The following is a 25,619-nucleotide window of genomic DNA, read 5'->3' on the forward strand; positions in this document are numbered from 1 at the left end:
CCTACGTTTCGATGTGTAGCTGCACGCGGTCGGCGGCAAAGCGGGTGCGGGCATACTGCACCGGCCGGCCCTCGAGATCGGCATTGATGGCGGTCGCTTGCAGCACGATCGATCCCGGCGACAGAGACAACAGGCTGCGCTCCCCGGCATCGGCGTGGCGGGCGATGATGTCGGTCGACTGGCGCACATAGTCCGACAGTCCCTGCTCGGCAAAGGCGCGCGTCACCGAGCCTGTGCGCCGGAAGCACGCGGCCATTTCCGGAAAGCGGGCGGCCGGGAAATAGGCCGTCGAGGTGGAGACCGGCCGGGCGGCTGCGGCCGAGACGATGTCAAGGCGAATGACCTCCGCGCCAGCATCGAGCTTCAGCGCGCGTGCAATCTCGGCACCGGCCGCGATCCTGTCGGACGCCAGCAGGCGCGTGGCGATATCCCGCGTCTGGTCGGCAAGGCCGGCGGAGAAGCGGGTGCGGCGCGAGATCGGGAATTGCAGGCGTTCCTGCCGCTCGATGAGGGTGCCCAGCCCCTGCATGGGGCGAACGATGCCCTCCTCCGTCAGGGAGGCAATCGCACTTCGGACGGTATGTCGATTGACCCCGAACTCGCTTGCCAGCGCCGATTCGGGCGGCAAACGGCCAGTCCCGTCATAGGCGCCATCGGCGATCGCGGCGCGGATACGGTCGGCGATCTGTCGCCAGAGGGCAACGCCGAGCTGCCGCTCGACGGGATGTTCGCCGCCTGCGCCGCCGGCATCCTGCGCGGCGCCGTCTGCGCGGTTTTCCTCAACGCGTGGTCCTGCCCGCCTGCCTGCCATTTCATCCTCGGATCGGTATCGCGTCACATGCATGTCACGATTTGCATTTAGCCATATGTTCAGTTGTCTATATTAATAGACATGTGGAGCAAAGGCAATGACCTCAAAACAAAACCTCGCGGACCGGGCGGCGCAGGCCGGCTCGGTCCCGGACGCTCTGGAGCCTGCCGCAAGGCGTCGCCTGATGGCAGTCGCCGCCCGCCTGCCGCGCCGGCGACTGGAAACCATTCTGGCACAGCTTGCGCCGGAGGTGGAAATTCACGCGGTGCGCGGGCCCGAAACAGGCCTCGTCATGGTGCGCGGGCGCATCGGTGGCGGCGGCTCGCCCTTCAATCTCGGCGAAGCGACCGTCAGCCGCGCGACGGTTCGCCTCTCCACCGGCGAGATCGGCCACGGCCAGTTGCTCGGCACCGATCGCCAGCACGCGCGCCTCGCCGCCATCCTCGATGCGCTCTTCCAGCGCGGTGACCATCAGGCGGCAATCGAAGCCTTCATCGCCGAGGGGGAACGGGATCTCGCCGAGGCGGACCGCCGGCAGGCCGAGGAAACAGCTGCCACCCGTGTCGATTTCTTCACCATGGTCCGGGGAGACGACTGATGCCCATGAGCCAGAACACAAGCCTTTCCGGAAAAAGCGCCCAGCGCGCCTATGCCGGCGGCTTTTCCGATCCCGTCTTCCAGTCGCAGGCCGTGTTCCGCGCGCTGATGGACGGCATGGCGCGGCCCGGCCGCATCCACTCGCTGGACGACAGTGTCGACCCGCCGGCCCCCTTCGGCAAAGCGATGGGCGCGGTCGCGCTGACGCTGCTCGATGCCGACACCGCCGTCTGGCTGACACCGGCCGCCCGCGCCTCGGTCGTCTCCTCCTGGATCTCCTTCCACACGGGCGCATCCAGCGTCGAAGACAAGGCGGCTGCGCAGTTCGCCTTCGTCGAGGCCGGCCAGAACCTGCCGCCGCTGTCGAGCTTCGCGCTCGGCACGCAGGACTATCCCGACCGCTCCGCCACGCTCGTTGTCGAGCTGCCATCGCTGGCGGGCGGCCAGCCACTCGTCGCCCGCGGCCCCGGCATCGAGACGACGGAGACGATCGCGCCGTTCGGCCTGCCCCCGATCTTCACCACGCTGTGGCGCGACAACCGCGCGCTTTTCCCGCGCGGCGTCGATCTCATCCTGACCGCCGGCAGCGACCTTCTCTGCCTGCCCCGCAGCACCAGCCTTCAGAGCGCGGAGGAATAGCCATGTATGTGGCCGTGAAGGGCGGGGAAGCCGCCATTGCCAATGCCCACCGCCTGCTTGCCGACCGCCGGCGCGGCGACCGTGACCTGCCGGCCATCACCAATGACCAGGTGGTGGAACAGCTCGCACTCGCCGTCGATCGCGTCATGGCGGAAGCCTCGCTCTATGATCCCGCGCTGGCCGCGCTCGCCATCCGGCAGGCGCGCGGCGACATGATCGAAGCGATCTTCATCCTGCGCGCCTACCGCACCACCCTGCCGCGCTTCGGGGCCAGCCGCCCGGTCGAGACCGGGGAGATGGCGATCGAGCGGCGGATCTCCGCCACCTACAAGGATCTGCCGGGCGGCCAGCTGCTTGGCCCCACCTTCGACTACACCCACCGCCTGCTCGATCCCGCTCTGCTCGAAGACGCCGACGTGGCCGAAGGCGCGCGCCGGCCGGCCGGCGACGAGCCAGCCATGCGCGTCAGCGACATTCTTTCCGGCGAAGGCCTGATCGAGGGCGATGGCGAGGCGGGCGGCGAAGACGGTCCCGGCGACCTGACCCGCACGCCGATGGAGTTTCCCATGGGCCGGGACGTGCGGCTGCAGGCACTCGCCCGCGGCGACGAGGGTTTCCTGCTGGCACTCGCCTACTCCACCCAGCGCGGCTATGCCCGCACCCATCCCTTCGCCGGTGAAATCCGCATCGGCAGCGTGGAGGTGGAGATCGACACGCCTGAACTCGGCTTTGCCGCACCGCTCGGCCGCCTCAAGCTGACGGAATGCCAGATGATCAACCAGTTCAAGGGTTCGGCGTCCGCCCCGCCGCAGTTCACCCGCGGCTACGGCCTCGTCTTCGGCCAGAGCGAGCGCAAGGCCATGGCCATGGCGCTGGTCGATCGTGCGCTGCGCGCCGACGAATTCGGCGAGGACCGCACCGCGCCCGCGCAGGACGAGGAATTCGTCATTTCCCACTGCGACAACGTGCAGGCGACCGGCTTTGTCGAGCACCTGAAGCTGCCGCATTACGTGGACTTCCAGGCCGAACTCGACCTCGTGCGCCGCATGCGCCGCGAATACGAGGCGCAGAGCCGCCCCGCCGACGACATGAAGGAGGCCGCCGAATGAGCCGTTGCCAGCCTTCAGTGGCCGCCGCCGTCTCCATCGCCGTGCCCGCCGTCGCCATCATGGCCATCGCTGCCGAAGATGCCGCCACCATCGCCGGGACTGCCGGATTTGCGAAAGATCGCGACCAGCAGCGCGACGCCTGCGAAAACGCCGATGAAAATCCATTCCATGACACACCCCTCATGCCCGCCGCTCCCCGGCCTTTCAGAGGTATGGTTCTATGAGTGATCTCGCAACCTACAACTTCGCCTATCTGGACGAACAGACCAAGCGGATGATCCGCCGCGCCATCCTGAAGGCCATTGCCATTCCCGGCTATCAGGTGCCATTCGCCTCGCGCGAAATGCCCATGCCCTATGGCTGGGGCACCGGCGGCGTGCAGGTGACGGCCGCGATCCTCGGGCCGGATGACGTGCTGAAGGTCATCGACCAGGGTGCGGACGACACGACCAATGCCGTCTCCATCCGCGCCTTCTTCCAGAAGGTCGCGAATGTCGCCGTCACCACCAAGACGAAGGACGCAACCGTCATCCAGACCCGTCACCGCATCCCCGAGGAGACGCTGACGGAGGGCCAGACGCTGGTCTACCAGGTGCCGATCCCCGAACCCTTGCGCTTCCTCGAACCGCGCGAGACCGAGACCCGCAAGATGCATGCGCTGGAAGAATACGGCCTCATGCATGTGAAGCTCTACGAGGACATTGCGAGGAACGGCCATATCGCCACGACCTACGCCTATCCGGTGAAGATCGAGGGCCGCTACGTCATGGACCCCTCGCCGATCCCGAAATTCGACAATCCGAAGATGCACCGTTCGCAAGCCCTGCAGCTCTTCGGCGCCGGCCGCGAGAAGCGCATCTACGCGCTGCCGCCGCACACCGAGGTGGTCAGCCTCGATTTCGAGGATCACCCCTTCGAGATCCAGACATTCGACAAGCCCTGCGCACTGTGCGGCGCGAACCACGTCTATCTCGATGAGGTGGTGCTCGATGACCGGGGCGGGCGCATGTTCGTCTGCTCCGACACCGATTACTGCGAAGACCGCCGAGCGGCCGGCCATGTGGGCGAGCTGGGCGTGGCCAACCTGGAGGCCGCTGAATGAGCGACGCACCCCTTCTGAAGGTCCGCGACCTCTCCAAATGCTACGGCGCGCGGATCGGCTGCCGCGACGTTTCCTTCGACCTCTATCCCGGCGAAGTGCTGGCGATCGTCGGGGAATCCGGCTCCGGCAAGACCACCCTTCTCTCCTGCATCTCCACGCGACTGATGCCCACCACCGGCGTCGTCGAATACCGGATGCGCGACGGAGAGCTGCGCGATCTCGCACGGATGGGCGAGGCGGAGCGGCGCTTCCTGATGCGCACCGACTGGGGCTTCGTGCACCAGAACCCGGCCGACGGCCTGCGCATGGCGGTCTCGGCCGGCGCCAATGTCGGCGAGCGGCTGATGGCCATCGGCGACCGCCACTACGGCAATATCCGCGAGGCCGCCACCGGCTGGCTGGAGCGGGTGGAAATCGACCGCAGCCGCATCGACGACCAGCCGCGCGCCTTCTCCGGCGGCATGCGCCAGCGCCTGCAGATCGCCCGCAACCTCGTCACCTCGCCCCGCCTCGTCTTCATGGACGAGCCGACCGGCGGGCTCGATGTCTCCGTGCAGGCGCGCCTTCTCGATCTCGTGCGCGGCCTCGTCAACGATCTCGGCCTGTCGGCCATCATCGTCACCCACGACCTTGCGGTCGCCCGCCTCCTCTCGCACCGCATGATGGTGATGAAGGATGGCCGCGTCATCGAACAGGGGCTGACGGACCGGGTGCTCGACGATCCGCGCGAGCCCTACACCCAGCTCCTCGTCTCCTCGATCCTCCAGGTGTGAGCCGGAAAGGACCCCCCATGGTTACCCCCCTCGTCGTTTCCGACGTCGCCAAGACCTTCACCATGCACCTGCGCGGCGGCCTGACGCTGCCGGTGGTCAGCGGTGTCACCTTCTCGGCCCGTGCCGGGGAATGCCTCGTGCTCGGCGGCCCCTCGGGCGTCGGCAAGAGCTCCATCCTCAAGATGCTCTACGGCAATTATGGGGTGGACAGCGGCCAGATCGTTGTCTCGCACCACGGCCGGCTGGTGGATATCGCAACGGCCGAGCCGCGCGCCGTGCTGGAAGTGCGCCGCGATACGCTGGGTTACGTCAGCCAGTTCCTGCGCGTCGTGCCCCGTGTTTCCGCGGTCGATGTCGTCGCCGAGCCGCTGACGGCGCGCGGCACCCGAAGCGATGAGGCCCGCGGCCGGGCCATGGAGATGCTGGAGCGTCTGAACCTGCCGCACCAGCTGTGGGACCTGCCGCCCGCTACCTTCTCCGGTGGCGAGCAGCAGCGCGTCAACATCGCCCGCGGCTTCATCACCGACCATCCGATCCTGTTGCTCGACGAGCCGACGGCGTCGCTCGATGCCGTCAACCGCCGCGTCGTCACCGACATGATCGCCGAGAAGAAGGCGTCGGGAACGGCCATGATCGGCATTTTCCATGACCAGGAGGTCCGCGACATCGTCGCCGACCGTGTGCTCGACGTTTCAGCCTTCTCGCCACGAGGACTCGCCGCATGACGAAGCTTTCCGAACAGCCGCTGATCCACCCGAGCGCCAGCGTCGAGCAGTCCGTGCTCGGCCGCTACACGGAGGTCGCCGAGCGCTGCCGCATCAGCGAGGCGGAGATGGGCGACTACTCCTACATCATGCAGGACGGCGCGGTCTGGTGCGCGACGATCGGCAAGTTCGCCAATATCGCGGCCGCCGTGCGCATCAACGCCACCAACCATCCGGTCTGGCGCCCGACGCTGCACCACTTCACCTATCGCGCCAACGACTACTGGCCGGATGCCGAGCCGGACACGGACTTCTTCGCCTGGCGGCGCGACAATCGCGTGGTGATCGGCCACGATGTCTGGATCGGCCACGGCGCCACCATCCTGCCGGGCGTCACCGTCGGCAATGGCGCGGTGATCGGGGCCGGCGCCGTCGTCAGCAAGGATGTCGCGCCCTACACGATCGTCGGGGGCGTGGCGGCGAAGCTGATCCGCGAGCGTTTCCCCCGCGAGATCGCCGAACGCTTCGACGCTCTCGCCTGGTGGGACTGGAGCCACGAGCGCCTGCGCGACGCGCTGCCGGACTTCCGCACCCTCGACGCGGAGGCCTTCCTTGCCCGCCATGGCGGGTAAGGTTCGTTGGTTCGTCGCGACTGTCACATTGTAACAGAACCGACATCAAACCGACATTCACACTTCATGAACCGGCGCTAGAGCCCTTCGATAACGAAGCGTTAAAGAAGAAGAACGGGGCCGGGCTATGTTCAAGCTGCAGAACGTCACGCGCCGATTTGGCACCAAGGCTGCCGTGGACAATGTGACGTTCGAGATTCCGGAAGGGCAGATGGTCGGCATCATCGGCCGCTCCGGCGCCGGCAAGTCCACGCTGCTGCGCATGATCAACCGCCTAGTCGATCCCTCCTCCGGCTCGATCCGTTTCGGCGATATGGACGTGTCGAAGCTGAAGGGCTCGGAGCTTCGCGCCTGGCGCCGCGACTGCGCGATGATCTTCCAGCAGTTCAACCTCGTGCCGCGCCTCGACGTGCTCACCAACGTCCTGCTCGGCCGTCTCAACCACCGCTCCACCATCGCATCGATCCTCAACATGTTCACCCGCGAGGAGCGCATCGAGGCCATCGCGGCGCTGGAACGCCTCGGCATCGAACAGACGGCGCTGCAGCCGGCCGGCACGCTTTCGGGCGGCCAGCAGCAGCGTGTCGCCATTGCCCGCGCCCTGATGCAGCGGCCGCGCATGCTGCTTGCCGACGAGCCGATCGCCTCGCTCGATCCGCTGAACGCGAAGATCGTCATGGACGCGCTGCGCGACATCAACGAGCGCGACGGCATCACCGTCATCACCAACCTGCATACGCTCGATACGGCACGCGCCTATTGCGAACGCATCATCGGCATGGCGCAGGGCCGCGTCGTCTTCGACGGCAATCCGCGCGACCTGACGGCGGCTGCCGTGCGCACCATCTACGGCACCGAGGGCGATCTGGAAGAGAGCCTGACGTCCACCAGCCTCGACGGCACGCTCGCCGCAGCCACGACCACCGAGACCACCGAATCCGTCGGCCTCAAGCCGCTGGTACTGGCGGGGATCTGATCCCGCCGCACGGACCGCGCCGCGTGCGCGCGCCGTCTTCAACCGCAATCATCCGGCAGGGGCCGGATAACGGGGAGACCAAGACCATGATGAAGAAGATCCTGCTGGGCGCCGTGGCGCTTCTGGCAACCGTTGCCCATGTTCAGGCCGCAGACCTGAAGGAATTCCGCGTCGGCATCATCGGCGGCGAGAACGAAGCTGACCGCCTGCGCAACTATGCCTGCATGGAAGGCCACCTGAAGGAAACGCTCGGCGTCGAGAAGGTCTCCTTCTTCCCGGCTGCCGACTATGACGGCGTCATCCAGGGCCTGCTCGGCGGCACGCTCGACTACGCCGAACTCGGCGCTTCCGGCTTCGCCAAGATCTATCTCGCCAAGGCCGATGCCGTCGAGCCGATCCTCACCACCGTCCAGCAGGACGGCTCGACCGGCTACCACTCGATCATGATCGCCCGCAAGGATTCCGGCATCACCAAGCTCGAAGACCTCAAGGGCAAGAAGCTCGGCTTCGCCGATCCGGACTCCACCTCGGGCTACCTCGTTCCGCTCGTCACCCTGCCGGAAGCCTTCGGCATGCCGGTCAAGGAATTCGTCGGCTCGACCGGCTTCGGCGGCGGCCATGAGAACCTCGTTCTCGAAGTGCTGAAGGGCACCTTCGATGCCGGCACGACCTTCGGTTCGGGCGTTGGCGAGTGGAAGGACGGCTACACCTCCGGCAACCTGCACAAGATGGTGCAGAAGGGCCTGCTCGACATGAACGACATCGTCGAGCTGTGGCAGTCGCCGCTGATCCCGAACGGCCCGATCGTCGTGCGCAACGACCTGCCGGCCGACGCCAAGGCCAAGTTCAAGCAAATGATGCTCGACCTGCCGAAGACCGACGAAGCCTGCTTCAAGGCCACCATGGGCGGCGATTTCAAGGCCTTCACGGAAGTCAACGTCGATTTCTACAAGCCGATCATCGAAGCCCGCAAGGCCACCATCGGCGGCTGATTTCAGGCCCGAGACCAGTCCCGCCCCCGATGCGCCGGCCGCGCGGGGGCGGTTTCCTGTGATCCGCGTGACGTGAAGAGAAGGCCGGCCAGACCGGATGGAACCGATGGCAACCATGCCCGCCCACAGCCCGCATCTCCGGCTCAGCGACAGCGGCACGCTTGTCGAGCGCCACTGGAACGAGCTGGCCGCGAAGCGCCGCTCCTATACGCTGCTCAGTGTCGCCATCCTGCTGATGGCCACCTTCGGCTCGCTGTGGTTCGCCAACGAGACCAATGCCGGCAAGTTCTTCGACCGCCTGCCCTATTTCTTCGATTTCCTCGGCGACATGGCGCCCCGTGACGCGATGGAGCCGGTGCGCGCCCTCTTCGACCTGCCCTCGCCTTACGATGACGGCAGCTTCAAGTACAATTATCCGGAAGGTCGGCTCTACCTGACGGATGCGATCTATATCCCGGAATATTTCCACAAGATGCTGGAGACGATCAATATCGCGATCCTCTCCACGCTCTTCGGTTTTGCCTTCGGCTTTCCGCTCTGCTTTCTGGCCGCGCGCAACCTGACGCCCAACAGCTGGATCCGGGTTCCCGTGCGCCGCGTCATGGAGATCCTGCGCGCCTTTCCGGAAGTCGTGATCGCCGGTTTCTTCCTGGCGATCCTGTCGATCGGCGCCATTCCGGCCATCATCGCGGTGTCGATCCACACGGTCGGCGCGCTCGGCAAGCTGTTCTTCGAGGTGGTGGAGAATGCCGACATGAAGCCGGACGAGGGCCTGACGGCCGTCGGCGGCAACTGGATCGAGCGCGTCTGGTTCGGCACCGTGCCGCAGGTCATGCCGAATTTCCTGAGCTATGTCCTGCTGCGCCTCGAGATCAATGTCCGCGCCTCCACCATCATCGGTGCGGTCGGCGGCGGTGGGATCGGGGAGCTGCTGCGGCTGTCCATCGGCCAGAACCATCCGGCCAAGACGATCGCCATCGTCTTCCTGCTGCTCGTCACCATCATCGCCGTCGATCAGTTTTCCGCCTGGCTGCGCCGCCGTCTGGTGGGCGACCGCGCCTTCGAACTGACCGCCTGAGGTTCCGCCCCATGCCGACTCCGATGCCGACGACCCGCCGCAGCCGCCCGACGATGAACGCCGCCGAACGCGATGCCGTGGCGCTGCGCCACGCAATCCTGCTCGAACATGCCTCGCAACGCTCCTGGCGGCCGCTGATCATCGCGCTGACCGTCGTCGCCTACTGCCTCTTCTCCTGGTGGATGTTCAATGTCGGCGACACGCTGCGCCGGGCCAACTGGGGCATTGCCGGCACCTATCTCGCCGACTGGGTCTCCTACGAGGTACGCCCGGAATTCGACATCGCCAGGGACGGCGCCATGACGCTCGCCTATCCGCGCTTCTCGCCGCTCGGCGACCATCCGAACCCGGACTGGCTGACGGTGGAGAAGACGACGATGACGCGCACGGTCGCTGCGCCGGTGTCCGGCGGCGGCGCCTCCACCACCGCCAAGCCGTCGATGGGCTTCATGGGTGCCGGCGCCTCGCTGGGCGAAAAGGCGGCCGCTGCCGGGGCCGCGCCAAAGACGGTGATGGACGAGGTCGTGACCCGCGCCGAGGTGCGCTACAACGGCAGCACGCGCATCGAGATCACGCCCGACATCGTCACCGCCGACCATGCCGGCGAGACGCTGACCATGCGCCTCAACCACGAAACGGGCGCCGTCGAAGCCGAAGGCGCCCTGCCGGAATGGGCGACGCAGAAGCGGCCGGGCGAGAAGATCACGCTCGCCTTCGGCCCCACCGGCTGGGCGGAGGTCGCGGGCAATGACGTGTCGATCCGCAACCGCTTCTTCGGCTGGGCGAACTTCCTCTTCGACACCCAGTCGCCCTTCTTCGACAAGTCGGCTTCGGAGGTCTTTGCGCTGATCACCAGTGCCCCGCGCATCGATCCCGCGCAATCGAACCTGTCGCTTGCCTGGAACAACATCCTCTACAATTCTGAATGGCAGCACCTCGACGTCTGGACCAAGCTGCTGCAGACCATCGTCATGGCCTTCATCGGCACGCTGTTTGCCTCGCTCGTCGCCTTCCCGCTCTGCTTCGTGGCAGCCCGCAACATCACCGGCAGCCGCATCGCCAATCAGGCGACCAAGCGTTTCTTCGACTTCCTGCGCTCGGTGGACATGCTGATCTGGGCGCTGTTCTTCACCCGCGCCTTCGGCCCCGGGCCGCTTGCCGGCATGTCGGCGATCTTCTTCACCGACACCGGTACGCTCGGCAAGCTCTATTCCGAAGCGCTGGAGAACATCGACGACAAGCAGCGCGAGGGGGTCAAATCGGTCGGCGCACCGGAGATCACCGTCAAGCGCTTCGGCATCCTGCCGCAGGTGCTGCCGGTCTTCGCAAGCCAGGCGCTCTACTTCTGGGAATCCAACACGCGCTCGGCCACCATCATCGGCGCGGTCGGCGCCGGCGGCATCGGGCTCAAGCTTTGGGAAGCCATGCGCACCAATTCCGACTGGGAGAATGTCGCCTATATGGTGGTGCTGATCCTCGGCGTCGTCTTCCTCTTCGACACCGTCTCCAACGCCCTGCGCTCCCGCCTGATCGGCAGCCGCGGACACTGATATCCCCGGCCTTTTGCGAGGCCGTACTGGCGCACGTCATTTTCACGCCACGGTCATGCGCAATTCACGCTACTGTCACGAAGCAGGCCTAGTCCGGCCCGGCGCCGTCCTGATGCGCCGCTTCTCCAGGAATCGTGAACCGTGCGTTTTGCCCTTTATTTCACGCCATCCGCCGCCGATCCGCTGACCCGGACCGCCGCGCGCTGGCTCGGCCGGGATGCCTTTTCCGGCGAGATGGTTGTGCCCGCAGGGCCGCTGCCGGCGGGTTACGGCGCGGCCGACCATGCCGCCCTCGTGGCCGATCCGGTCCGCTACGGCTTTCACGGCACGCTGAAGGCGCCGTTTTCGCTGGCGGCGGGCACGGACGAGGCAGGACTGCTCACCGCGCTCCGGGATTTCGCCAGCGAGACCCCGGCCTTCACCATTCCGCGCCTCACGGTCGGCCGTCTCGGCCCCTTCTTCGCGCTCGTGCCGGAGGGGCCGGCCCCGGAACTCGAAGCCTTCGCGGCGGCCTGCGTGCGCCGTTTCGAAGCCTTCCGTGCGCCGCTGTCGGCGGCCGACATGGCCCGGCGCAGGCCGGAGACGCTGACGGAGAGCCAGCGCGACCATCTGACGGGATGGGGCTATCCTTATGTCTTTTCCGACTTCCGCTTCCACATGACGCTGACTGGCAAGGTGGCGGAAGGCGAGCGGGACGCGGTGGAGGCGCACCTTCACGCGCTCTTCGCGCCGCATCTCGACCGGCCGATCCCGGTCGAGACCATCACCCTCTTTGCCGAACCCGAGCGCGGTGCGCCGTTCCGCGTCCACGCCCATGAAACGCTTGCCGCTGAAAGAAAGACCGCCTGACATGACCCCTGACCTGCCCAACGAACTCGTGCTGAAGAATGCCCGCATCGTGCTGGAGGACGAGATCGTCGATGGCTCGCTCGTCATCCGTGACGGCCGGATCGCGGCGATCGATCCGGGCGCCAGCGCAACCGGCGAGGACATGGAAGGCGACTACGTCATCGCCGGTCTCGTGGAGCTGCACACCGACCATCTCGAATCCCACTATTCGCCGCGCCCCGGCGTGCGCTGGCTGAAGACGGCGGCGATCCAGGCCCATGATGCGCAGATCGTGACATCCGGCATCACCACGGTCTTCGATTGCCTGCGGCTCGGCTCGGATGCCGATGACGGCTTCGAGAAGGGCGAGATGCGCGCCATGGCGGATGCGCTGCTGGAAGCCAGGAAAGAGGACCGGCTGCGCGCCGACCACCTCATCCACCTGCGCTGCGAGGTCTCGACGACCAATGTGCTGGAGCATTTCGAGGATTTCCGCAACGATCCGCAGGTGCGCCTCGTTTCGCTGATGGACCATGCGCCGGGACAGCGGCAGTTCCAGACGATGGATCAGTACGTCTTCTACTACAAGACCAAGCGCGGCCTCTCCGACGAGGCCTTCGCGATCTATGTGGATCGCCAGCTGGCGCTGTCGGCGCAGTATTCGCTGCCGCACCGCGAAGCCCTGTCGAAGGCCTGCCTCGAACGCGGCATCGCCATTGCCAGCCATGACGATGCGACGCTGGCGCATGTCGAGGAATCGCTGGCGCATGGCGTGCGGCTCGCCGAATTCCCGACCTCGCTGGAGGCGGCGCGTGCCTCGCACGAGGCGGGGCTGAGCGTGCTGATGGGTGCGCCGAACATCGTGCGCGGCAAGTCCCACTCCGGCAACATCGCCGCCAAGGATCTGGCCGCGGCCGGCGTGCTCGACGTGCTCTCCTCCGACTACGTGCCCTTCAGCCTCATCCACGCGCCCTTCCTGCTTGCCGACGAGATCGAGGCGATCAGCCTGCCGCAGGCGCTTGCGATGGTCAGCGCCACGCCGGCGCGTGCCGTCGGTCTTGATGATCGCGGCCGCATTGCCGAGGGGCTGAGGGCAGACCTGGTGCGCGTGCGCCGTCCGTCCGGCGTGCCCGTCGTGCGCTCCGTCTGGCGCGAAGGCCGGCGGGTCGCCTGATGATTTCGGGCGCGACCAGAAAGGGCGGGCTCGTGGTCGTCGTCGGCCCGAGCGGTGCGGGCAAGGACAGCGTGATGGGTGCGGCCCGCGCCCTCCTCGGCGAGCGCGACGACGTGGTCTTCCTCCGACGCTGCATCACCCGCCCCGCCGATGCCGGCGGCGAGGCCCACCACGCTGTCGATACCGCAACCTTCCGGCAGATGCAGGCGGCCGGCACCTTTGCCGTCGCCTGGCATGCGCACGGGCTGGACTACGGCGTGCCGCGCGCGGCGCTGGACGATGTCGCGGCGGGCCGCACCGTCATCGTCAATGGCAGCCGCCATGCGATCGACGATTTCCGCAGCGCGTTTGGCATGATCCATGGCGTGCTCATCACTGCCGCGCCGGAGATCCTGGCCCGCCGGCTGGCGGCCCGCGGCCGCGAAAGCGAGGAGGAGATCGCCGCCCGGCTCGCCCGCCGACCACGCGAGCAACAGGCGATGGGACCGGGCTTCACGCTGATCGACAATTCCGGCGCCATCGAGATCGCGGCGCAGCGTTTTGCCGGACTGATCGAGGATATCGCCAGCGGCCACAGCAGGCTTGCAACCGGCCGCGCGCTTGGCGGCGACCTCTAAGACAGCGGCAAGCCCTGCTATCGGCGACCGGCGCCGGAAGCGGTGTCAGAGAAGGGACAACCGTTCGCGCACATGCAGGTTGGGGATGAGATGGTCGCGCTCGGCGTCCCTGTAGCCGAGGCGCGCGACATCGAACGCCCCGACCCAGGCGATCAGGCTCAGAAGAACGGCGATGATCAGCGCTTGCACTCTCATCCGTTCTTGTTGCGCTGCACTTTTGTCAGAATTTCGACGCCTTGCGGCCCCAGCCGCTGATCACGCGATCTCGCGATCTTGTGATCCGCAAGCACACGCATTTTTAGCGTCCCCTCATTGAACGGCGAAAGTCCCTGCCCCATCTCTCGACCAACCCGTGGTCCGGGCCCCTCTGGCATGAGCCGCCGGCGCTCTTGCGATGTCGGACCTTTGTCGACAGCATCGCCGGCGAAGGAATTGGGGACAATGGATTTTGCCTTCCTGTTCGCCGACTGGCTCGGCAAGCCCATCTGGATGTGGGCCGGCTTCATTTCGATCGTCATCGCGCTTCTCGCCTTCGACCTCGGCGTTCTGCACAAGAAGAACAAGGAGATCGAGGTTGGCGAGAGCCTCAGGCTCTCCGCTCTCTATATCTCGCTCGGCCTCGCCTTCGGCGGCTGGGTGTGGTGGTATCTCGGCTCCGACGCCGGCCTCAACTACCTGACCGGCTTCGTGGTCGAGAAGACGCTGGCGCTCGACAACGTCTTCGTCATCGCCCTGATCTTCTCCTTCTTCGCCGTTCCGCGCATCTACCAGCACCGCGTGCTCTTCTGGGGCATTCTCGGCGTGATCGTGCTGCGCGCCATCATGATCGGCCTCGGCGCCGCGCTCGTCAGCGAATTCGGCTGGGTGCTCTATCTCTTCGCCGCCTTCCTGATCTTCACCGGCTTCAAGATGCTGTTCGTGGGCGACCAGGAGCCCGACATCGCCAAGAACCCGCTGGTCAACTTCCTGCGCCGCCGCTTCAACGTGACCGACGAGCACCATGGCGAGCACTTCTTCGTCAAGAAGCCCGACCCGAAGACCGGCAAGCTGGTCTGGTTCATGACGCCGCTCTTCATGGCGCTGGTCGTCATCGAAGTGGCCGACGTGATCTTCGCGGTCGACTCGGTCCCGGCGATCTTCGCGATCACCACCGACCCTTTCATCGTCTACACCTCGAACATCTTCGCGATCCTCGGCCTGCGTGCCCTCTACTTCGCGCTTGCCGCCATGATCCACCGCTTCCACTACCTGAAGCCGGCGCTGGCGATCGTTCTGGTGTTCATCGGCTCGAAGATCTTCATCGCCGACCTCCTCGGCCTGGAGAAGTTCCCCGCCGCGCTCTCGCTCGGCATCACCTTCGCCATCATCGCCGCCGGCGTGGTGTGGAGCCTGATCAAGACCCGCAAGCCGGACGCGCTTTCGGAACGGCCGGCCGGCGAGTAACCGCCACGGCATCGACATCAAGGGGGCAGGCGCGGCGCGCCTGCCCTTTTCGTATCCGGCATCTCCCTCCAATTTGCCGCATTGCACGGGCCGGCGGCGCGCGCTAAGCACGGTCGCAACGGGGAGACGTGACGTGCGACGCAGGGTTTCGATCAGGACTGGACTGGCAAGGGCGCTCTGCGTCCTCGCACTCCTGTTCCTCGGCCTTGCGCACCAGCCTCCCCTTCGCGCCGGCACCGATCCCGCGCTTGCCTATGCGCTGCCCGACGGCACGATCGCCGATCTCTGCAGCACGGGCAGCGATGACGGGAAGGTCAAGCTTCCGGGCAAGACCTGCGAGGCCTGCCGCCTTGCTGCGAGCCTTCTGCCACCCCCGCCCGGCGGGCATCTGCTGGCCCTGACCCTGCCCGTCATTCTTGCGGACCTGCCGGTGCAGCATGCCGCGCCCGGCCTGTCGCTGCGCCGTGGCGGACAGGGGCCGCGGGCGCCGCCGGCGCTGGCCTGATCACCCCCATCCGCTTCCATCCCTTTGACGACGAACCGCCGTCGATGCCGAGGCCCGAGACGCCCGCACCGGCCGTTCCAGGAGACATGCCATGACGACCATCAAGTCCCTTTTCACCGCCGTCGCCCTCACGCTCGCCACGGCCGGCGCCGTGTTTGCACATGGCTACACGGTCGGCCCCCTGAAGATCGGCCACCCCTACGCCAAGGCCATGCTGCCCGGCCAGAAGGTTGGCGGCGGCTTCATGAAGATCGAGAACACCGGCACCACCGACGACAAGCTCATTTCGATCACCTCCGACCGCGCCCCTGAGGTGCAGATCCATGAGATGACCATGGAGAACGACGTGATGAAGATGCGCGCCCTGCCGGACGGCCTTCCCGTTCCGGCCGGACAGACGACGGAACTGAAGCCCGGCGGCCTGCACCTGATGTTCGTCAATGTGCCCCAAGGCTTCAAGGAAGGCGAGATGATCAAGGCCACGCTGACCTTCGAGAAGGCCGGCAAGGTGGATGTCGAGTTCAAGGTGGACGGCGCGACCCCCAAGGCCGAAGAGCACAAGCACCATGGCGATGCCGCCGGCGCGGAAGATCACACCGCGCATTGAGGTCGGGCAGCTTTCGCGGCCCGCGCGACGCGGCGGCGCCACCCTCTCCACCGTCGTCCTCGGGCTTGACCCGAGGACCCGTGCGGCCCGCCCGGCGGGTAGCGGTGGATCCTCGGCCCGGGGGCCGCGGATGACAGCGCGTGGTGTGGCGGAACGGCTTTGATAGAGCCTGACGAGCCGGGTTCACGACCCCAAACGCAGAAGAGCCGGCCCTTGGGCCGGCTCTTCCCGTTCAGTGCTGAACCGCTTCGACTGGAAATGCTTTAGAAGTCGAAGTTGTTGATGTTGTCCTTCGTGAAGACGAAGGGCGAGCCGAGCAGGACTTCCGAACCGTTGATGACCTTCAGTTCGCCAAGCTTGCCGGCCTTGACCGAGGTTGCGCCGGCCTTCAGGTCGCCATCGGCGGCAGCGCGCAGCACGTAAGCCGCGGCATAGCCGAGATCGACCGGGTTCCAGAGAACGACGGACTTGACGCAATCGGAGGAAACGTAGGGCTTCATGGCGTTCGGCGTGGCGAGACCGACGACGGCGATCGAGCCGCACTTGCCGGCCTGGGTCACGGCGTCGGCGGCAGCCGGCGTTGCGACCGAGGTCATGCCGACGATGCCCTTCAGTTCCGGACCGTACTTGTTGATCAGCGTGTTGGCCTGGTTGAAGGACAGGATGTTGTCTTCCTGGGCTTCGACCGTTTCCAGCCACTTCATGTCCGGATAGCACTTGGCCTGGTAGGCAGCCATTTCGGCGATCCAGCGGGCCTGGTTCGGCGTCGTGAAGGTGGAGGTCACGATGGCGAAGGCGCCGTCCTTGCCGATTTCGGCAGCGAGGCTGTCGATGACCGACTTGGCAATGCCGTTGAACTCGGCCTGGTTGACGAACCACTGGCGAGCGTCCGGCTCGGAGTTGGCGTCATAGCCGACGACGTTGATGCCGGCGGCGAGTGCCTTCTTCAGCACCGGTGCGATGGCGACCGGGTCGTTGGCGGCGAACAGGATGCCGTCGACGCCAGACGTGATGTAGTTGTCGAGCAGGGTGATCTGGTCGTCGATGTTGGCCTTGGTCGGACCGTCGGTCTTGGCATCGATCGTGCCGATTTCCTTGGCGGCGTCGGCAATGCCCTTCGAGGTGGCATTGAAGTAGCCGATGCCGACCAGCTTCGGCACGTCGACGACCTTGATCGTCTTGCCCTTGCGGTCCGGCGCATTGGTCGGCTCGCCGCCGTCATAGGGCTTGGAAGCGACGTCGCCGGCAGCGCCATCGCAGGCGAGCGGGTTGGTCGGCAGGTCGTCGCCGCCGGTATAGGCCGACTGGGCGTGGACGAAGCTCGCGGAGAGCGACAGGCTCACCAGGCTTGCAAGCAGAACTTTCTTCATTCTCGTTTCTCCTCCTTGTGACGCGGCTGCCGGTTTCACTGGCAAAGCAGGCCCGCGTCTATCTCCCTACCGGTTGCCGTCCCGGTGAACGATGTTGCTGATCAGAATGGTGACGATGAGCACCACACCGATGAGCACGATGGTGCCGTCACCCTTGATGCCGGCAAGCGAAAGGCCGTTCTTCAGCGCCTGGATCAGGATCAGGCCGAGCAGCGTGCCGATGACCGTGCCGCGCCCGCCGAAGATCGAGGTGCCGCCGAGGACGACAGCCGTGATGGCGTCAAGCTCCAGCCCGGTGCCCATGTCGGACCGGGTGGTGGAGACGCGCGAGACCAGAATGACACCGGCAACCGCCGCCGCAAAGCCTGATGCCGTATAGATGGCGAGCTTGGCGCGATCGACCGGCAGACCCGAGAAGCGTGCGGCGACCTCGTTGCTGCCGATCGCGTAGACCGTGCGGCCCCAGCGGGTGTAGCCGAGCACGACACCGGCAACGATCGCCACGATGATCAGAAGCCACAGCTGCGTGGGAACGCCCAGCACATTGCCCTGGCCGAGCACGTAGAACCAGTCGGGATAGCCGCGCACCGAGCGCGCCTGGCTGATGCCTTCGGCAAGGCCGCGGTAGAGCGCGAGCGTGGCGAGCGTGGCGATCAGCGGCGGCACCTTGAAGCGGGTGATGATGACGCCGTTCATGAAGCCGCCGAAGGTGCCGCAGGCGATGGCCGCGAAGGCGGCAAGCGGCAGCGGCAGGCCGACCGATTTCCAGAACACACCCGTCAGGATCGCCGTCAGGCCGACGATGGAGCCGACCGAGAGATCGATGCCGCCGGTGACGATGACGAAGGTCATGAGCACGGCGACGAGGCCCACTTCCGTCATCAGACGGCCCTGGTTCAGGAGGTTGTCGACGGTGAAGAACTTGTCGGACTGGTAGGCAAGGATGGCGAGGACGATGACGGCCAGGAGCGCGAGGATCGTTTCGTGCCGGAGGATACGCTTGATCATGACTGTTTCCTCACGCCCTGCCCTGACGGTTGCGGCGGATCATGTCGGCCATCACCGTGACGAGGATGAGGACACCGATGACCGCGCGCAGCCAGTAGGCCGACACGTTGGTGAAGATGAGTGCCGAACCGATGGCGGCAAAGAGGATGGCGGCGAGCGTGGAGCCGATCACGGTGCCGGTGCCGCCGAGGATCGACACGCCGCCGATGACGGCCGCGGTGATCACGGTGAGTTCGAGATTCGGCGGAACGGTTGACTGGATGACCTGCAGCTGGGTGGCAAACAGCATGGTCGCCAGCCCTGCGAAGGCGCCGTGGATGACGAAGACCATGACGGTGCGTCGCTCGATCGGGATGCCGGAGGCACGCGCCGCTTCAGGATTGCCGCCGATGGCATAGAGCGAGCGGCCGAATTCGGAATAGCGCATCCAGAAGGCGGCCAGCAGGGTTAGGGCCACCATGAAGTAGATGGGCGCGGGAACGCCAAGCGGCTTGGCCTGGGCGATCAGGAATTCCGGCGGAAGACCGGAGATCCAGGCGCCGCCAGTGACCGTGATCAGGCCGCCGCGCAGGATCGACAGCATGCCGAGCGTGACGACGATGGAGGGAATGCGCGCATAGGCGACCATGACGCCGATGACGGCATTGACGGCCATGCCGACGAAGACCGGCACGACGAGCGCCACCCAGACCGGATAGCCGGAGACGGCGAGCGTGCCGGAAATGGTGGCGAGCACGCCGATCAGCGCGCCGACGGAGACGTCGATATGGCCGGTGATGATGATCATCGCCATGCCGATGGCGGCAACCGCGATATAGGCGTTGCCGGAGAAGATCGTGTTGAGGTTTTCCGGGCTGATGAAGCGCGGATTGATTGCCGTGACGATCACGAACAGCGCGATCATCGCGAAGAAGATGACGATTTCCTGGCCATAGGCGGAGGCGAAGCGGGCGATGACGCCGCGCTCGGCCGGCGCGCGGCCGGTGGCGGAGGTCGGATGATTGGCGCTGGCCATCAGGCGGCGTCCTTGCTTTTCTTGGCGACCGTCATGGCCGCGCCGACGCTTTCGGCGTTGGCTTCGGCACGGTCGATGATGGAAACGAGATTGCCATTGTTCATGACGAGCACGCGGTCGCTCATGCCGAGCACTTCCGGCAGCTCGCTCGAGATCATGATGATGGCGACGCCGGAGCGGGCAAGCTCGCCCATGATGGCGTGGATTTCGGATTTGGCGCCGACATCGACGCCGCGCGTCGGCTCGTCGAGGATCAGGATGCGCGGGGCCGTTTCCAGCCACTTGGCAATGACGACCTTCTGCTGGTTGCCGCCCGACAGCTGGCCGACGGGCTGCTCGATGCCGGCCCGCGCGCGGATGCCGAACTGCTTGACGGCATTGACGGCGCGCGCCGCTTCCTCCGAGAAGCGGATGAAGAGGCCGCGCGACAGGCGGTCGATGGAGGCCATCGACACGTTCTGGCGGATGGTCATGGATTTCACGAGGCCCTGCAGGCCACGATCTTCCGGCACATAGGCAATGCCGAGGTCGCGCGCTTCCTTGGGCGAGCGGATCGTGACCTCCTTGCCGGCGATGCGAATGCGGCCGGACTGGGCGGGCGTGATGCCGAAGAGGGTGAGCGCCGTTTCGGTGCGGCCGGAGCCGACGAGGCCGGCAATGCCGAGGATTTCACCCTTGCGCACCGAGAAGGTCAGGCCCTTCACCAGCTTGCCGGAGACGAGGTTTTCGACCTCCAGCAGCGTCTCGCCGATGATCGGCTCGGGCTTGGGGAAGAGCTGGTCGATGGAACGGCCGACCATCATGGCGACGAGGGTCGCTTCCGTGACCTCGCCGATGTCGCGCGTGCCGATCAGGGCGCCGTCGCGAAGGACCGTGACGCGGTCGGCGAGCGCGAAGATTTCCGGCATGCGGTGACTGACATAGATGATGCCGACGCCGCGCTGGCGCAGCGCCCGCACCACTTCCATGAGGCGCTGCACATCCGCTTCGGCAAGCGAGGCCGTCGGCTCGTCCATGATGAGGACACGGGCATCGCGGCTCAGCGCCTTGGCGATTTCGACGCGCTGGCGCTGGGCAACGGAGAGGCTCGCCACCTTGCGGTCGATATCGAGTTCGGGGCTGTCGAGGCTGTCGAGCAGTTCGCGCGAGCGGCGGCGGGCTTCCGGCCAGTCGATGCCGCCCCATGCCGTCTTCGGATAATTGCCGAGAAAAATATTTTCAGCGATCGTCATTTCCGGGAAGAGCAGCAGTTCCTGGTAGACGGTCGCAATCCCGCGCCTGGAGGCGTCGCGCGTCGACGACAGCGTGACCGTCTCGCCGCCGATGCGGATCGTTCCGCCATCCGGGACATAGAGGCCGGAGATGATCTTGATCAGCGTGGATTTGCCAGCGCCATTCTCGCCGAGAAGCGCGTGCACCTCGCCGGGACGGACATCGAAGTCCACGCCCTTCAGCACCGTAATGCCGCCAAACGATTTCGTTGCGCCCGTCAGGCTGACGAACGGCTGAACAGTCTCAGGCACCGGTAACTCCTCCCAGCGCGAATGAAACCGCGGTCGATTCCTCTACCGCCGCGGCCTTGCTGATCAAATATAAGCATGAACGATCAACGAGCGTCAATATCCGCTGAAAATTAATCCATCTTGCGAAATCGATGCGAATGCTGCATCAAATACGGTCAGGGAGAGAGGAACTTTAATCATGCGGGTAGAAGGCGCGGAGCCTGAGCGCCACAGGCTCATACAGGAGGCGCTGAAAGAGCGCCCATTTGCGACCGTGAGGGATCTGCTCGACGTTGTCGGCGCATCCCCGGCGACGATCCGTCGCGACATAGCGAAACTGCACCAGGCGGGCGTCATCCGCAAGGTCTTTGGTGGCATCGCGCTGCCGGAGGGCGCGCATGTTCAACGCATGCATGCCCGACCCTTTACGGAAAACCGCGTGATGAACGTGGAAGCCAAGACGGCGATCGCGATGGAGGCCGCAAAGCTCTGCCGGGATGGCGATTCCCTCATCATCAATGGCGGCACGACCTCCTTCATCTTCGCGCAGATGCTGGCGCGACGCAGCGTGAAGATTTTTACCAACTCGATGCCTCTGGCCGCCTGGCTGTGGGAGAACGGTGTCTGCCACGTCACCATTGCCGGTGGCGAATTGCACCGCGAGCCGGGCGTGGTGTTTTCCTCCGCGATGCAGGATCCCGATATCTTCGCCTCGAAGTTCTTCCTCGGCGCGCAGGCGCTGGGGCCGGAAGGCATGCTGGAATCCCACCCGCTGATGGTGCCGATCATCACCGGTCTCGCCAAGCGCGCCGACGAAATCATCGTTCTCGCCGACAGCTCCAAGTTCGAGATGCGGGCGCGCTACCCGGTTCTGCCGCTGACGCGCATCGGCACGCTGATTACGGATGATCGCATTTCCGAAGCGCATCACGACATGCTCACCAATGAGGGCGTCGATGTCATCGTCGCGTCCGTCAATCCACCGGAGGCCGAATGAGCGCCCTGTCCCTTACGCCTGCCGCCGCATCCCGGCAGGGAAACACGCTGGCCGTCTTCGATTTCGGCAAGACGAACAGCAAGATGCTGGTCTACGGCCAGGATGGTTCGCTGCTCGCCACCGCCCGCAGCGCGCCGCGCTGGGTGATGGACGGCGAAACGCGCATCCTCGACGAGGCGGCCCTGCATGGCTGGGTGCGCGCCAGCCTGACGGCCGCGGCCGCGGAACTCGCCTGCGACCGCGTCATGATCAGCGCTCACGCCTGCACCTTTGCGCTGATTGCAGATGATCAACTGCTGCTGCCAATCCTCGATTACGAATATGCAGCACCCGACGCGATCGAGCGGGAATTCCGCGCGCTGAAATCACCCTTTTCCGAAACCGGCTCGCCCGACCTTCCGGCCGGGCTGAACTACGGCCTGCATATCTACTGGCGCGCCAGGGAATGGGCAGACGCCTTCGCGAAGGCCGACGCGATCCTGACCTATCCGCAATTCTGGAACTGGCGCCTGTCCGGCGCGGTGAAGTCCGAGATCAGCTATGTCGGCTGCCACTCGCATCTTTGGTCGCCGGAGCGCAACGACTATGCCGGCGTGGTGGACAGGCTCGGCTGGCGCGGCAAGATGCCGGCCTTCGAACGCGCCGGGGCAGCCGTCGGCACGCTCGACCTGACGCTGCCGGACGGCAGCGCACGAAAGCTGACCATCCACAACGGCGTGCATGACAGCAATGCCTCGCTCTATTTCTACCGCTCCTTCGGCTACACGTCCTTCAGCCTGATCTCGACCGGCACCTGGGTGATCGCCTTCAACACGGATGCGACGCTCAACCAGATGGACGGCGCGCGCGACATGCTCGCCAACGTCTCCGTCGACCGCCAGCCGGTGGTGACGGCCCGCTTCATGGGCGGGCGCGAATTCGATCTCATCAGCGGCAATGCCCGCGTGAAGATCGGTCTTGGCGAGATCGGCGCGGCGATTGCCAGCGGCCAGATGGCGCTGCCGAGCTTCGCGCCGGGCGGCCCCTATCCGGACAGTGCCGGCCGCCTCGTCGGCCCGGAGCCGGTGACCGAAGCCGAACGCGCCGCCGTCGGCTCGCTCTACCTCGCCTGCATGACGGCGACGGTGCTCGACATGCTGGGCTCGGACAACACGATCATCATCGATGGCGGACTGGCGCTGAACTCGGTCTATGCCACGCTGATCGCATCTCTCAGGCCCAACCAGACCGTGCTCGTCAATGCCGACGCCGAAGGCACCGCCGCCGGAGCCGCAAGCCTCGCCTTCGAAACCTTTGGTGCTTCACCGTTCAAAGATCCCTGCACGCGGGTCACGCCGCAGGTCATTCCGGGCCTCGACGCCTACGCCGCCGCCTGGCGCGAGGCGGCGGACGCAGGGCGATAGGCCAAGCCGTCGCAAGCCGACAGGTGGTGACATAACCTGTCTTCCCATGGCGCGCTCTTCCAAAGGCCCGCTCTTCCAAAGGGAGGAGCGGGTGGTTCGCGTCGGCGCCTCGCCTTGTCGAGCACGGCCTCTCCGGCTATATAGAAATCATCCATTTCTATAGGAGTTCGCGATGTCCTCCACGGTTTCGGCGAATGTCGATGGCAGCACCGTCGCCAAGTTGAAGATGGTTGCTTCGATGGAAAACAGGTCGGTGTCGAACGCGGTTTCGAGTGCGATTACCGTTTTCGTCGGACTTCCCAAGGGAGTGCGCGACTTCCTGCTCGAGTTGAACGCCGATAATGATCAGGACACGATCAACAGGCTCGGCCGCGAAATGATGGCAGCGGCAGCGCGGGTTCGCCTCGAGAAGGCGGCCGGAGACCTGGCCTCCGAGCATCGGTTCGGGGGGCCAGACGGCACATCCGGCGAGATCGACATGCTGGAAGAGGCGACCGCCCTCGCCCGCCCGGCAGCCCAGCGCCGATAGGTCATGGATCGTCCCGTCCGCGTTCTGCTCGACGTCAACATCTTCGTCGGCAACATCATCGCGCTGGACCGTGGTCACAAAGGCACGGCAACGCAGACCCTGGTCTCGATGGTGAGCCGCCACATATGGGGGACAGGTGACCGGTCTCAACTCGTGATCTCGTTCAAGATGATCGATACGCTCGAAACGGTTCTCCGGCGGCTGCACTTCAGGGAAGACCGCATCACCGCCTATAGCGGCTCCATCGTCGATATCATGCGCTATGGGCCGGATGCGCTCGACCCCTACCTCATCCTCGGCGGAGAGGAGCGCTTTGCCCTGTCCGACGTGGAGGATGCAGGCGTGTTTGCTACAGCCTTCGGTGCGAGAGCCGATATTCTCGTGACGGATAATCTGAAGGATTTCGCCAGCAAGGATGCGTCCGTCGTCGATACGCAGACGGTGCACTCCTCTTCCTCCGGTCCGCGACGGCTGCAGGCTCTGCGATATGAGATCGGCGGTGCAGACCTGATCGTCGCGCACCCGTTCGATGTGATGCAATGGATGCGCCGGGGCTATGACTTTACGCCCGGCATGCTCTGGGATGCCATTCAGCCGCCTGACGCGGGAACTGCCGGATGAGCCATGGCCGCCTTTCCGCTTTGCGATTCCGGTGATCATTGCTCGCCCCATCAAAACGTCGGGGGTGTGTTGATCCAGAGCAGCACGGTTTCGCCGTCGTGGCGGTTGGTCCAGGCGTGGTGGCGGCGGCTTTCGAAGTAGAGGCTGTCGCCAGGCTGCAGGTCGTGGAATTCCTGGCCGTCGAGGATGATCTCGATACGGCCGGAGAGCACATGGATGAACTCCTCGCCCTCATGGCGATAGGCGCCCTCGCTGGAGGCGCCGGGGGCGAGCACGAAGCGGTGGCAATCCATCTGGTTGCGGCCTTCGGCGAGGATCTGCACGGTCAGCCCCGGCGTCGTCTGCGGCCAGGTGCGCCATTCCCCTGATTTCACCATCGAGCCATCGCGCAGGCCGTCGTCGCCGGAGAGACTTGAGACGGTTGTGTCGAAGAAGGCGGCGATGGCGTGCAGCACGGCAAACGAGACGCCCTGCGAGGTGCGCTCCAGCGTGGACAGAACCGAGGCCGTGATGCCGACATCGCCGGCCACCTGCTCCAGCGTCAGGCCGCGCGCGTGGCGCAGTGCCCGGAGCTTGCGGCCGATCGTGTTGGTCTCGCCGCCGGGCGCGGGGGTTGCGGCGTCGCCCTCGTCTTCCGTCAGCAGCGCCTCGCGTATGGCGGCGGGGTTCAGGCCGCGCTCGGCGCGATACCAGGCGATGCGGCGCAGGCGCGCAATGTCGGAGGCGAGGTACTGGCGGTGGCCGCTCGGCGACCGAACCGGCACGACAAGCTGCTGGCTTTCCCACAGGCGCAGGGTGGAGGCCGAGACGCCGGCGAGCCGGGCGGCCTCGGCGACCTTGTAACGAACCTCGCTCTCATCGGACATGGATGGCCTGACCTCTTCGACGGGGCGGATGGGCCGCACCCCTTTGCCCCTCGCTACCACAGACGGCGTGATCGATCCGTCACGATTTTTCATTTGAATTCCACCCGCCGCCGGATTATCAAAATAAAAGCTTGCAGAAAAAATGCAAATTATTCTCTCGCCCTGTTGACC

General features: G+C 65.7%; 29 protein-coding genes. 21 read left to right on the forward strand and 8 right to left on the reverse strand.

All coding sequences use genetic code 11. The features are described from left to right. Position 1: 1 nt before the first annotated feature. Positions 2–811, reverse strand: coding sequence for a phosphonate metabolism transcriptional regulator PhnF (gene phnF / locus ACED18_RS13880; protein WP_377293184.1), 810 nt, complete (start codon positions 809–811; stop codon positions 2–4). Between the two features lie 184 nt (positions 812–995). Here phnF and phnG point away from each other — a divergent pair, with 184 nt between their 5' ends. From phnG to ACED18_RS13895, 3 genes are read left to right on the forward strand one after another with little or no spacing between them, the layout of a single operon-like run. After that, a complete protein-coding gene (gene phnG, locus ACED18_RS13885) occupies positions 996–1,409 on the forward strand; it encodes a phosphonate C-P lyase system protein PhnG (RefSeq protein ID WP_377293485.1) in 414 nt (137 codons plus the stop codon). Further along, positions 1,409–2,047: a phosphonate C-P lyase system protein PhnH gene (phnH, locus tag ACED18_RS13890; RefSeq protein ID WP_377293186.1), complete on the forward strand. Its 639-nt coding sequence runs from the start codon at positions 1,409–1,411 to the stop codon at positions 2,045–2,047. The genes phnG and phnH overlap by 1 nt, the downstream gene beginning before the upstream one ends. Before the next feature lie 2 nt (positions 2,048–2,049). Beyond that, entirely contained in the window at positions 2,050–3,156 is a 1,107-nt protein-coding gene (locus ACED18_RS13895) for a carbon-phosphorus lyase complex subunit PhnI (RefSeq protein ID WP_377293187.1), read from the forward strand. A 14-nt stretch (positions 3,157–3,170) separates the two neighbouring features. Here the strand turns inward: ACED18_RS13895 and ACED18_RS13900 are convergent, their stop codons facing one another. Beyond that, the gene (locus ACED18_RS13900) at positions 3,171–3,326 is read right to left on the reverse strand and encodes a hypothetical protein (protein ID WP_377293189.1); all 156 of its coding nucleotides are present in this window, start codon (positions 3,324–3,326) and stop codon (positions 3,171–3,173) included. A gap of 50 nt (positions 3,327–3,376) precedes the next feature. Here ACED18_RS13900 and ACED18_RS13905 point away from each other — a divergent pair, with 50 nt between their 5' ends. The 11 genes from ACED18_RS13905 to phnN all read left to right on the forward strand — a co-directional run bounded on the left by ACED18_RS13905 (position 3,377) and on the right by phnN (position 13,582). Continuing rightward, positions 3,377–4,258 (forward strand): alpha-D-ribose 1-methylphosphonate 5-phosphate C-P-lyase PhnJ, encoded by an 882-nt coding sequence (locus ACED18_RS13905; protein WP_377293191.1) that lies wholly within the window; start codon positions 3,377–3,379, stop codon positions 4,256–4,258. Then, entirely contained in the window at positions 4,255–5,031 is a 777-nt protein-coding gene (gene phnK, locus ACED18_RS13910) for a phosphonate C-P lyase system protein PhnK (protein WP_377293193.1), read from the forward strand. Before ACED18_RS13905 ends, phnK begins: the two co-directional genes overlap by 4 nt. A gap of 17 nt (positions 5,032–5,048) precedes the next feature. Beyond that, positions 5,049–5,756 carry a phosphonate C-P lyase system protein PhnL gene (gene phnL, locus ACED18_RS13915; RefSeq protein WP_377293195.1) on the forward strand — a complete coding sequence of 236 codons (708 nt, stop codon included), beginning with the start codon at positions 5,049–5,051 and terminating at the stop codon, positions 5,754–5,756. Then, complete coding sequence (locus ACED18_RS13920) at positions 5,753–6,367, forward strand: DapH/DapD/GlmU-related protein (RefSeq protein ID WP_377293197.1); 615 nt, start codon at positions 5,753–5,755, stop codon at positions 6,365–6,367. The genes phnL and ACED18_RS13920 overlap by 4 nt, the downstream gene beginning before the upstream one ends. A gap of 127 nt (positions 6,368–6,494) precedes the next feature. Then, a complete protein-coding gene (gene phnC, locus ACED18_RS13925; RefSeq protein ID WP_377293199.1) occupies positions 6,495–7,343 on the forward strand; it encodes a phosphonate ABC transporter ATP-binding protein in 849 nt (282 codons plus the stop codon). 86 nt (positions 7,344–7,429) lie between these two features. Further along, positions 7,430–8,335 carry a phosphonate ABC transporter substrate-binding protein gene (gene phnD, locus ACED18_RS13930; protein ID WP_377293201.1) on the forward strand — a complete coding sequence of 302 codons (906 nt, stop codon included), beginning with the start codon at positions 7,430–7,432 and terminating at the stop codon, positions 8,333–8,335. A gap of 115 nt (positions 8,336–8,450) precedes the next feature. Continuing rightward, complete coding sequence (gene phnE, locus ACED18_RS13935) at positions 8,451–9,413, forward strand: phosphonate ABC transporter, permease protein PhnE (RefSeq protein WP_377293487.1); 963 nt, start codon at positions 8,451–8,453, stop codon at positions 9,411–9,413. 11 nt (positions 9,414–9,424) lie between these two features. Next, on the forward strand, positions 9,425–10,963 hold the full coding sequence (phnE, locus tag ACED18_RS13940) for a phosphonate ABC transporter, permease protein PhnE (RefSeq protein ID WP_377293203.1): 1,539 nt from the start codon (positions 9,425–9,427) through the stop codon (positions 10,961–10,963). A 141-nt stretch (positions 10,964–11,104) separates the two neighbouring features. Next, positions 11,105–11,812, forward strand: coding sequence for a DUF1045 domain-containing protein (locus ACED18_RS13945; protein ID WP_377293205.1), 708 nt, complete (start codon positions 11,105–11,107; stop codon positions 11,810–11,812). Position 11,813: 1 nt separating this feature from the next. After that, positions 11,814–12,965, forward strand: coding sequence for an alpha-D-ribose 1-methylphosphonate 5-triphosphate diphosphatase (locus tag ACED18_RS13950; RefSeq protein WP_377293207.1), 1,152 nt, complete (start codon positions 11,814–11,816; stop codon positions 12,963–12,965). Continuing rightward, entirely contained in the window at positions 12,965–13,582 is a 618-nt protein-coding gene (gene phnN, locus ACED18_RS13955) for a phosphonate metabolism protein/1,5-bisphosphokinase (PRPP-forming) PhnN (RefSeq protein WP_377293209.1), read from the forward strand. The genes ACED18_RS13950 and phnN overlap by 1 nt, the downstream gene beginning before the upstream one ends. A gap of 45 nt (positions 13,583–13,627) precedes the next feature. On the opposite strand, the gene ACED18_RS13960 is transcribed toward phnN, so the two are convergent. After that, positions 13,628–13,771 carry a hypothetical protein gene (locus tag ACED18_RS13960; protein WP_377293211.1) on the reverse strand — a complete coding sequence of 48 codons (144 nt, stop codon included), beginning with the start codon at positions 13,769–13,771 and terminating at the stop codon, positions 13,628–13,630. 252 nt (positions 13,772–14,023) lie between these two features. Here ACED18_RS13960 and ACED18_RS13965 point away from each other — a divergent pair, with 252 nt between their 5' ends. The 3 genes from ACED18_RS13965 (at position 14,024) to ACED18_RS13975 (ending at position 16,137) form a co-directional block, all read left to right on the forward strand. After that, entirely contained in the window at positions 14,024–15,025 is a 1,002-nt protein-coding gene (locus tag ACED18_RS13965; protein ID WP_377293213.1) for a TerC family protein, read from the forward strand. A gap of 133 nt (positions 15,026–15,158) precedes the next feature. Continuing rightward, on the forward strand, positions 15,159–15,530 hold the full coding sequence (locus tag ACED18_RS13970; protein ID WP_377293215.1) for a hypothetical protein: 372 nt from the start codon (positions 15,159–15,161) through the stop codon (positions 15,528–15,530). Between the two features lie 91 nt (positions 15,531–15,621). Beyond that, positions 15,622–16,137, forward strand: a complete 516-nt coding sequence (locus ACED18_RS13975) for a copper chaperone PCu(A)C (protein ID WP_377293217.1) — start codon at positions 15,622–15,624, stop codon at positions 16,135–16,137. A gap of 263 nt (positions 16,138–16,400) precedes the next feature. On the opposite strand, the gene ACED18_RS13980 is transcribed toward ACED18_RS13975, so the two are convergent. The 4 genes from ACED18_RS13980 to ACED18_RS13995 form a co-directional block, all read right to left on the reverse strand. Beyond that, complete coding sequence (locus ACED18_RS13980) at positions 16,401–17,507, reverse strand: substrate-binding domain-containing protein (protein WP_377293219.1); 1,107 nt, start codon at positions 17,505–17,507, stop codon at positions 16,401–16,403. A gap of 66 nt (positions 17,508–17,573) precedes the next feature. Then, positions 17,574–18,515 carry an ABC transporter permease gene (locus ACED18_RS13985; protein WP_377293221.1) on the reverse strand — a complete coding sequence of 314 codons (942 nt, stop codon included), beginning with the start codon at positions 18,513–18,515 and terminating at the stop codon, positions 17,574–17,576. Positions 18,516–18,525: 10 nt separating this feature from the next. Continuing rightward, positions 18,526–19,530, reverse strand: a complete 1,005-nt coding sequence (locus ACED18_RS13990) for an ABC transporter permease (RefSeq protein WP_377293223.1) — start codon at positions 19,528–19,530, stop codon at positions 18,526–18,528. Next, positions 19,530–21,053 carry a sugar ABC transporter ATP-binding protein gene (locus ACED18_RS13995; RefSeq protein ID WP_377293225.1) on the reverse strand — a complete coding sequence of 508 codons (1,524 nt, stop codon included), beginning with the start codon at positions 21,051–21,053 and terminating at the stop codon, positions 19,530–19,532. Before ACED18_RS13995 ends, ACED18_RS13990 begins: the two co-directional genes overlap by 1 nt. A gap of 178 nt (positions 21,054–21,231) precedes the next feature. Between ACED18_RS13995 and ACED18_RS14000 the strand changes: the two genes are divergently transcribed. The 4 genes from ACED18_RS14000 (at position 21,232) to ACED18_RS14015 (ending at position 24,582) form a co-directional block, all read left to right on the forward strand. Further along, positions 21,232–22,029 carry a DeoR/GlpR family DNA-binding transcription regulator gene (locus ACED18_RS14000; protein WP_377293227.1) on the forward strand — a complete coding sequence of 266 codons (798 nt, stop codon included), beginning with the start codon at positions 21,232–21,234 and terminating at the stop codon, positions 22,027–22,029. Beyond that, a complete protein-coding gene (locus tag ACED18_RS14005; protein WP_377293229.1) occupies positions 22,026–23,432 on the forward strand; it encodes an FGGY-family carbohydrate kinase in 1,407 nt (468 codons plus the stop codon). The genes ACED18_RS14000 and ACED18_RS14005 overlap by 4 nt, the downstream gene beginning before the upstream one ends. A gap of 172 nt (positions 23,433–23,604) precedes the next feature. Then, on the forward strand, positions 23,605–23,961 hold the full coding sequence (locus tag ACED18_RS14010; RefSeq protein WP_377293231.1) for a hypothetical protein: 357 nt from the start codon (positions 23,605–23,607) through the stop codon (positions 23,959–23,961). Between the two features lie 3 nt (positions 23,962–23,964). Continuing rightward, positions 23,965–24,582: a PIN domain-containing protein gene (locus ACED18_RS14015; protein WP_377293233.1), complete on the forward strand. Its 618-nt coding sequence runs from the start codon at positions 23,965–23,967 to the stop codon at positions 24,580–24,582. A 50-nt stretch (positions 24,583–24,632) separates the two neighbouring features. Here the strand turns inward: ACED18_RS14015 and ACED18_RS14020 are convergent, their stop codons facing one another. After that, positions 24,633–25,448, reverse strand: coding sequence for a cupin domain-containing protein (locus tag ACED18_RS14020; protein ID WP_377293235.1), 816 nt, complete (start codon positions 25,446–25,448; stop codon positions 24,633–24,635). Between the last annotated feature and the right edge of the window lie 171 nt (positions 25,449–25,619).

Origin of the sequence: Rhizobium sp. SG2393, assembly GCF_042610495.1 — a bacterium.
Lineage (GTDB): Bacteria > Pseudomonadota > Alphaproteobacteria > Rhizobiales > Rhizobiaceae > RU20A.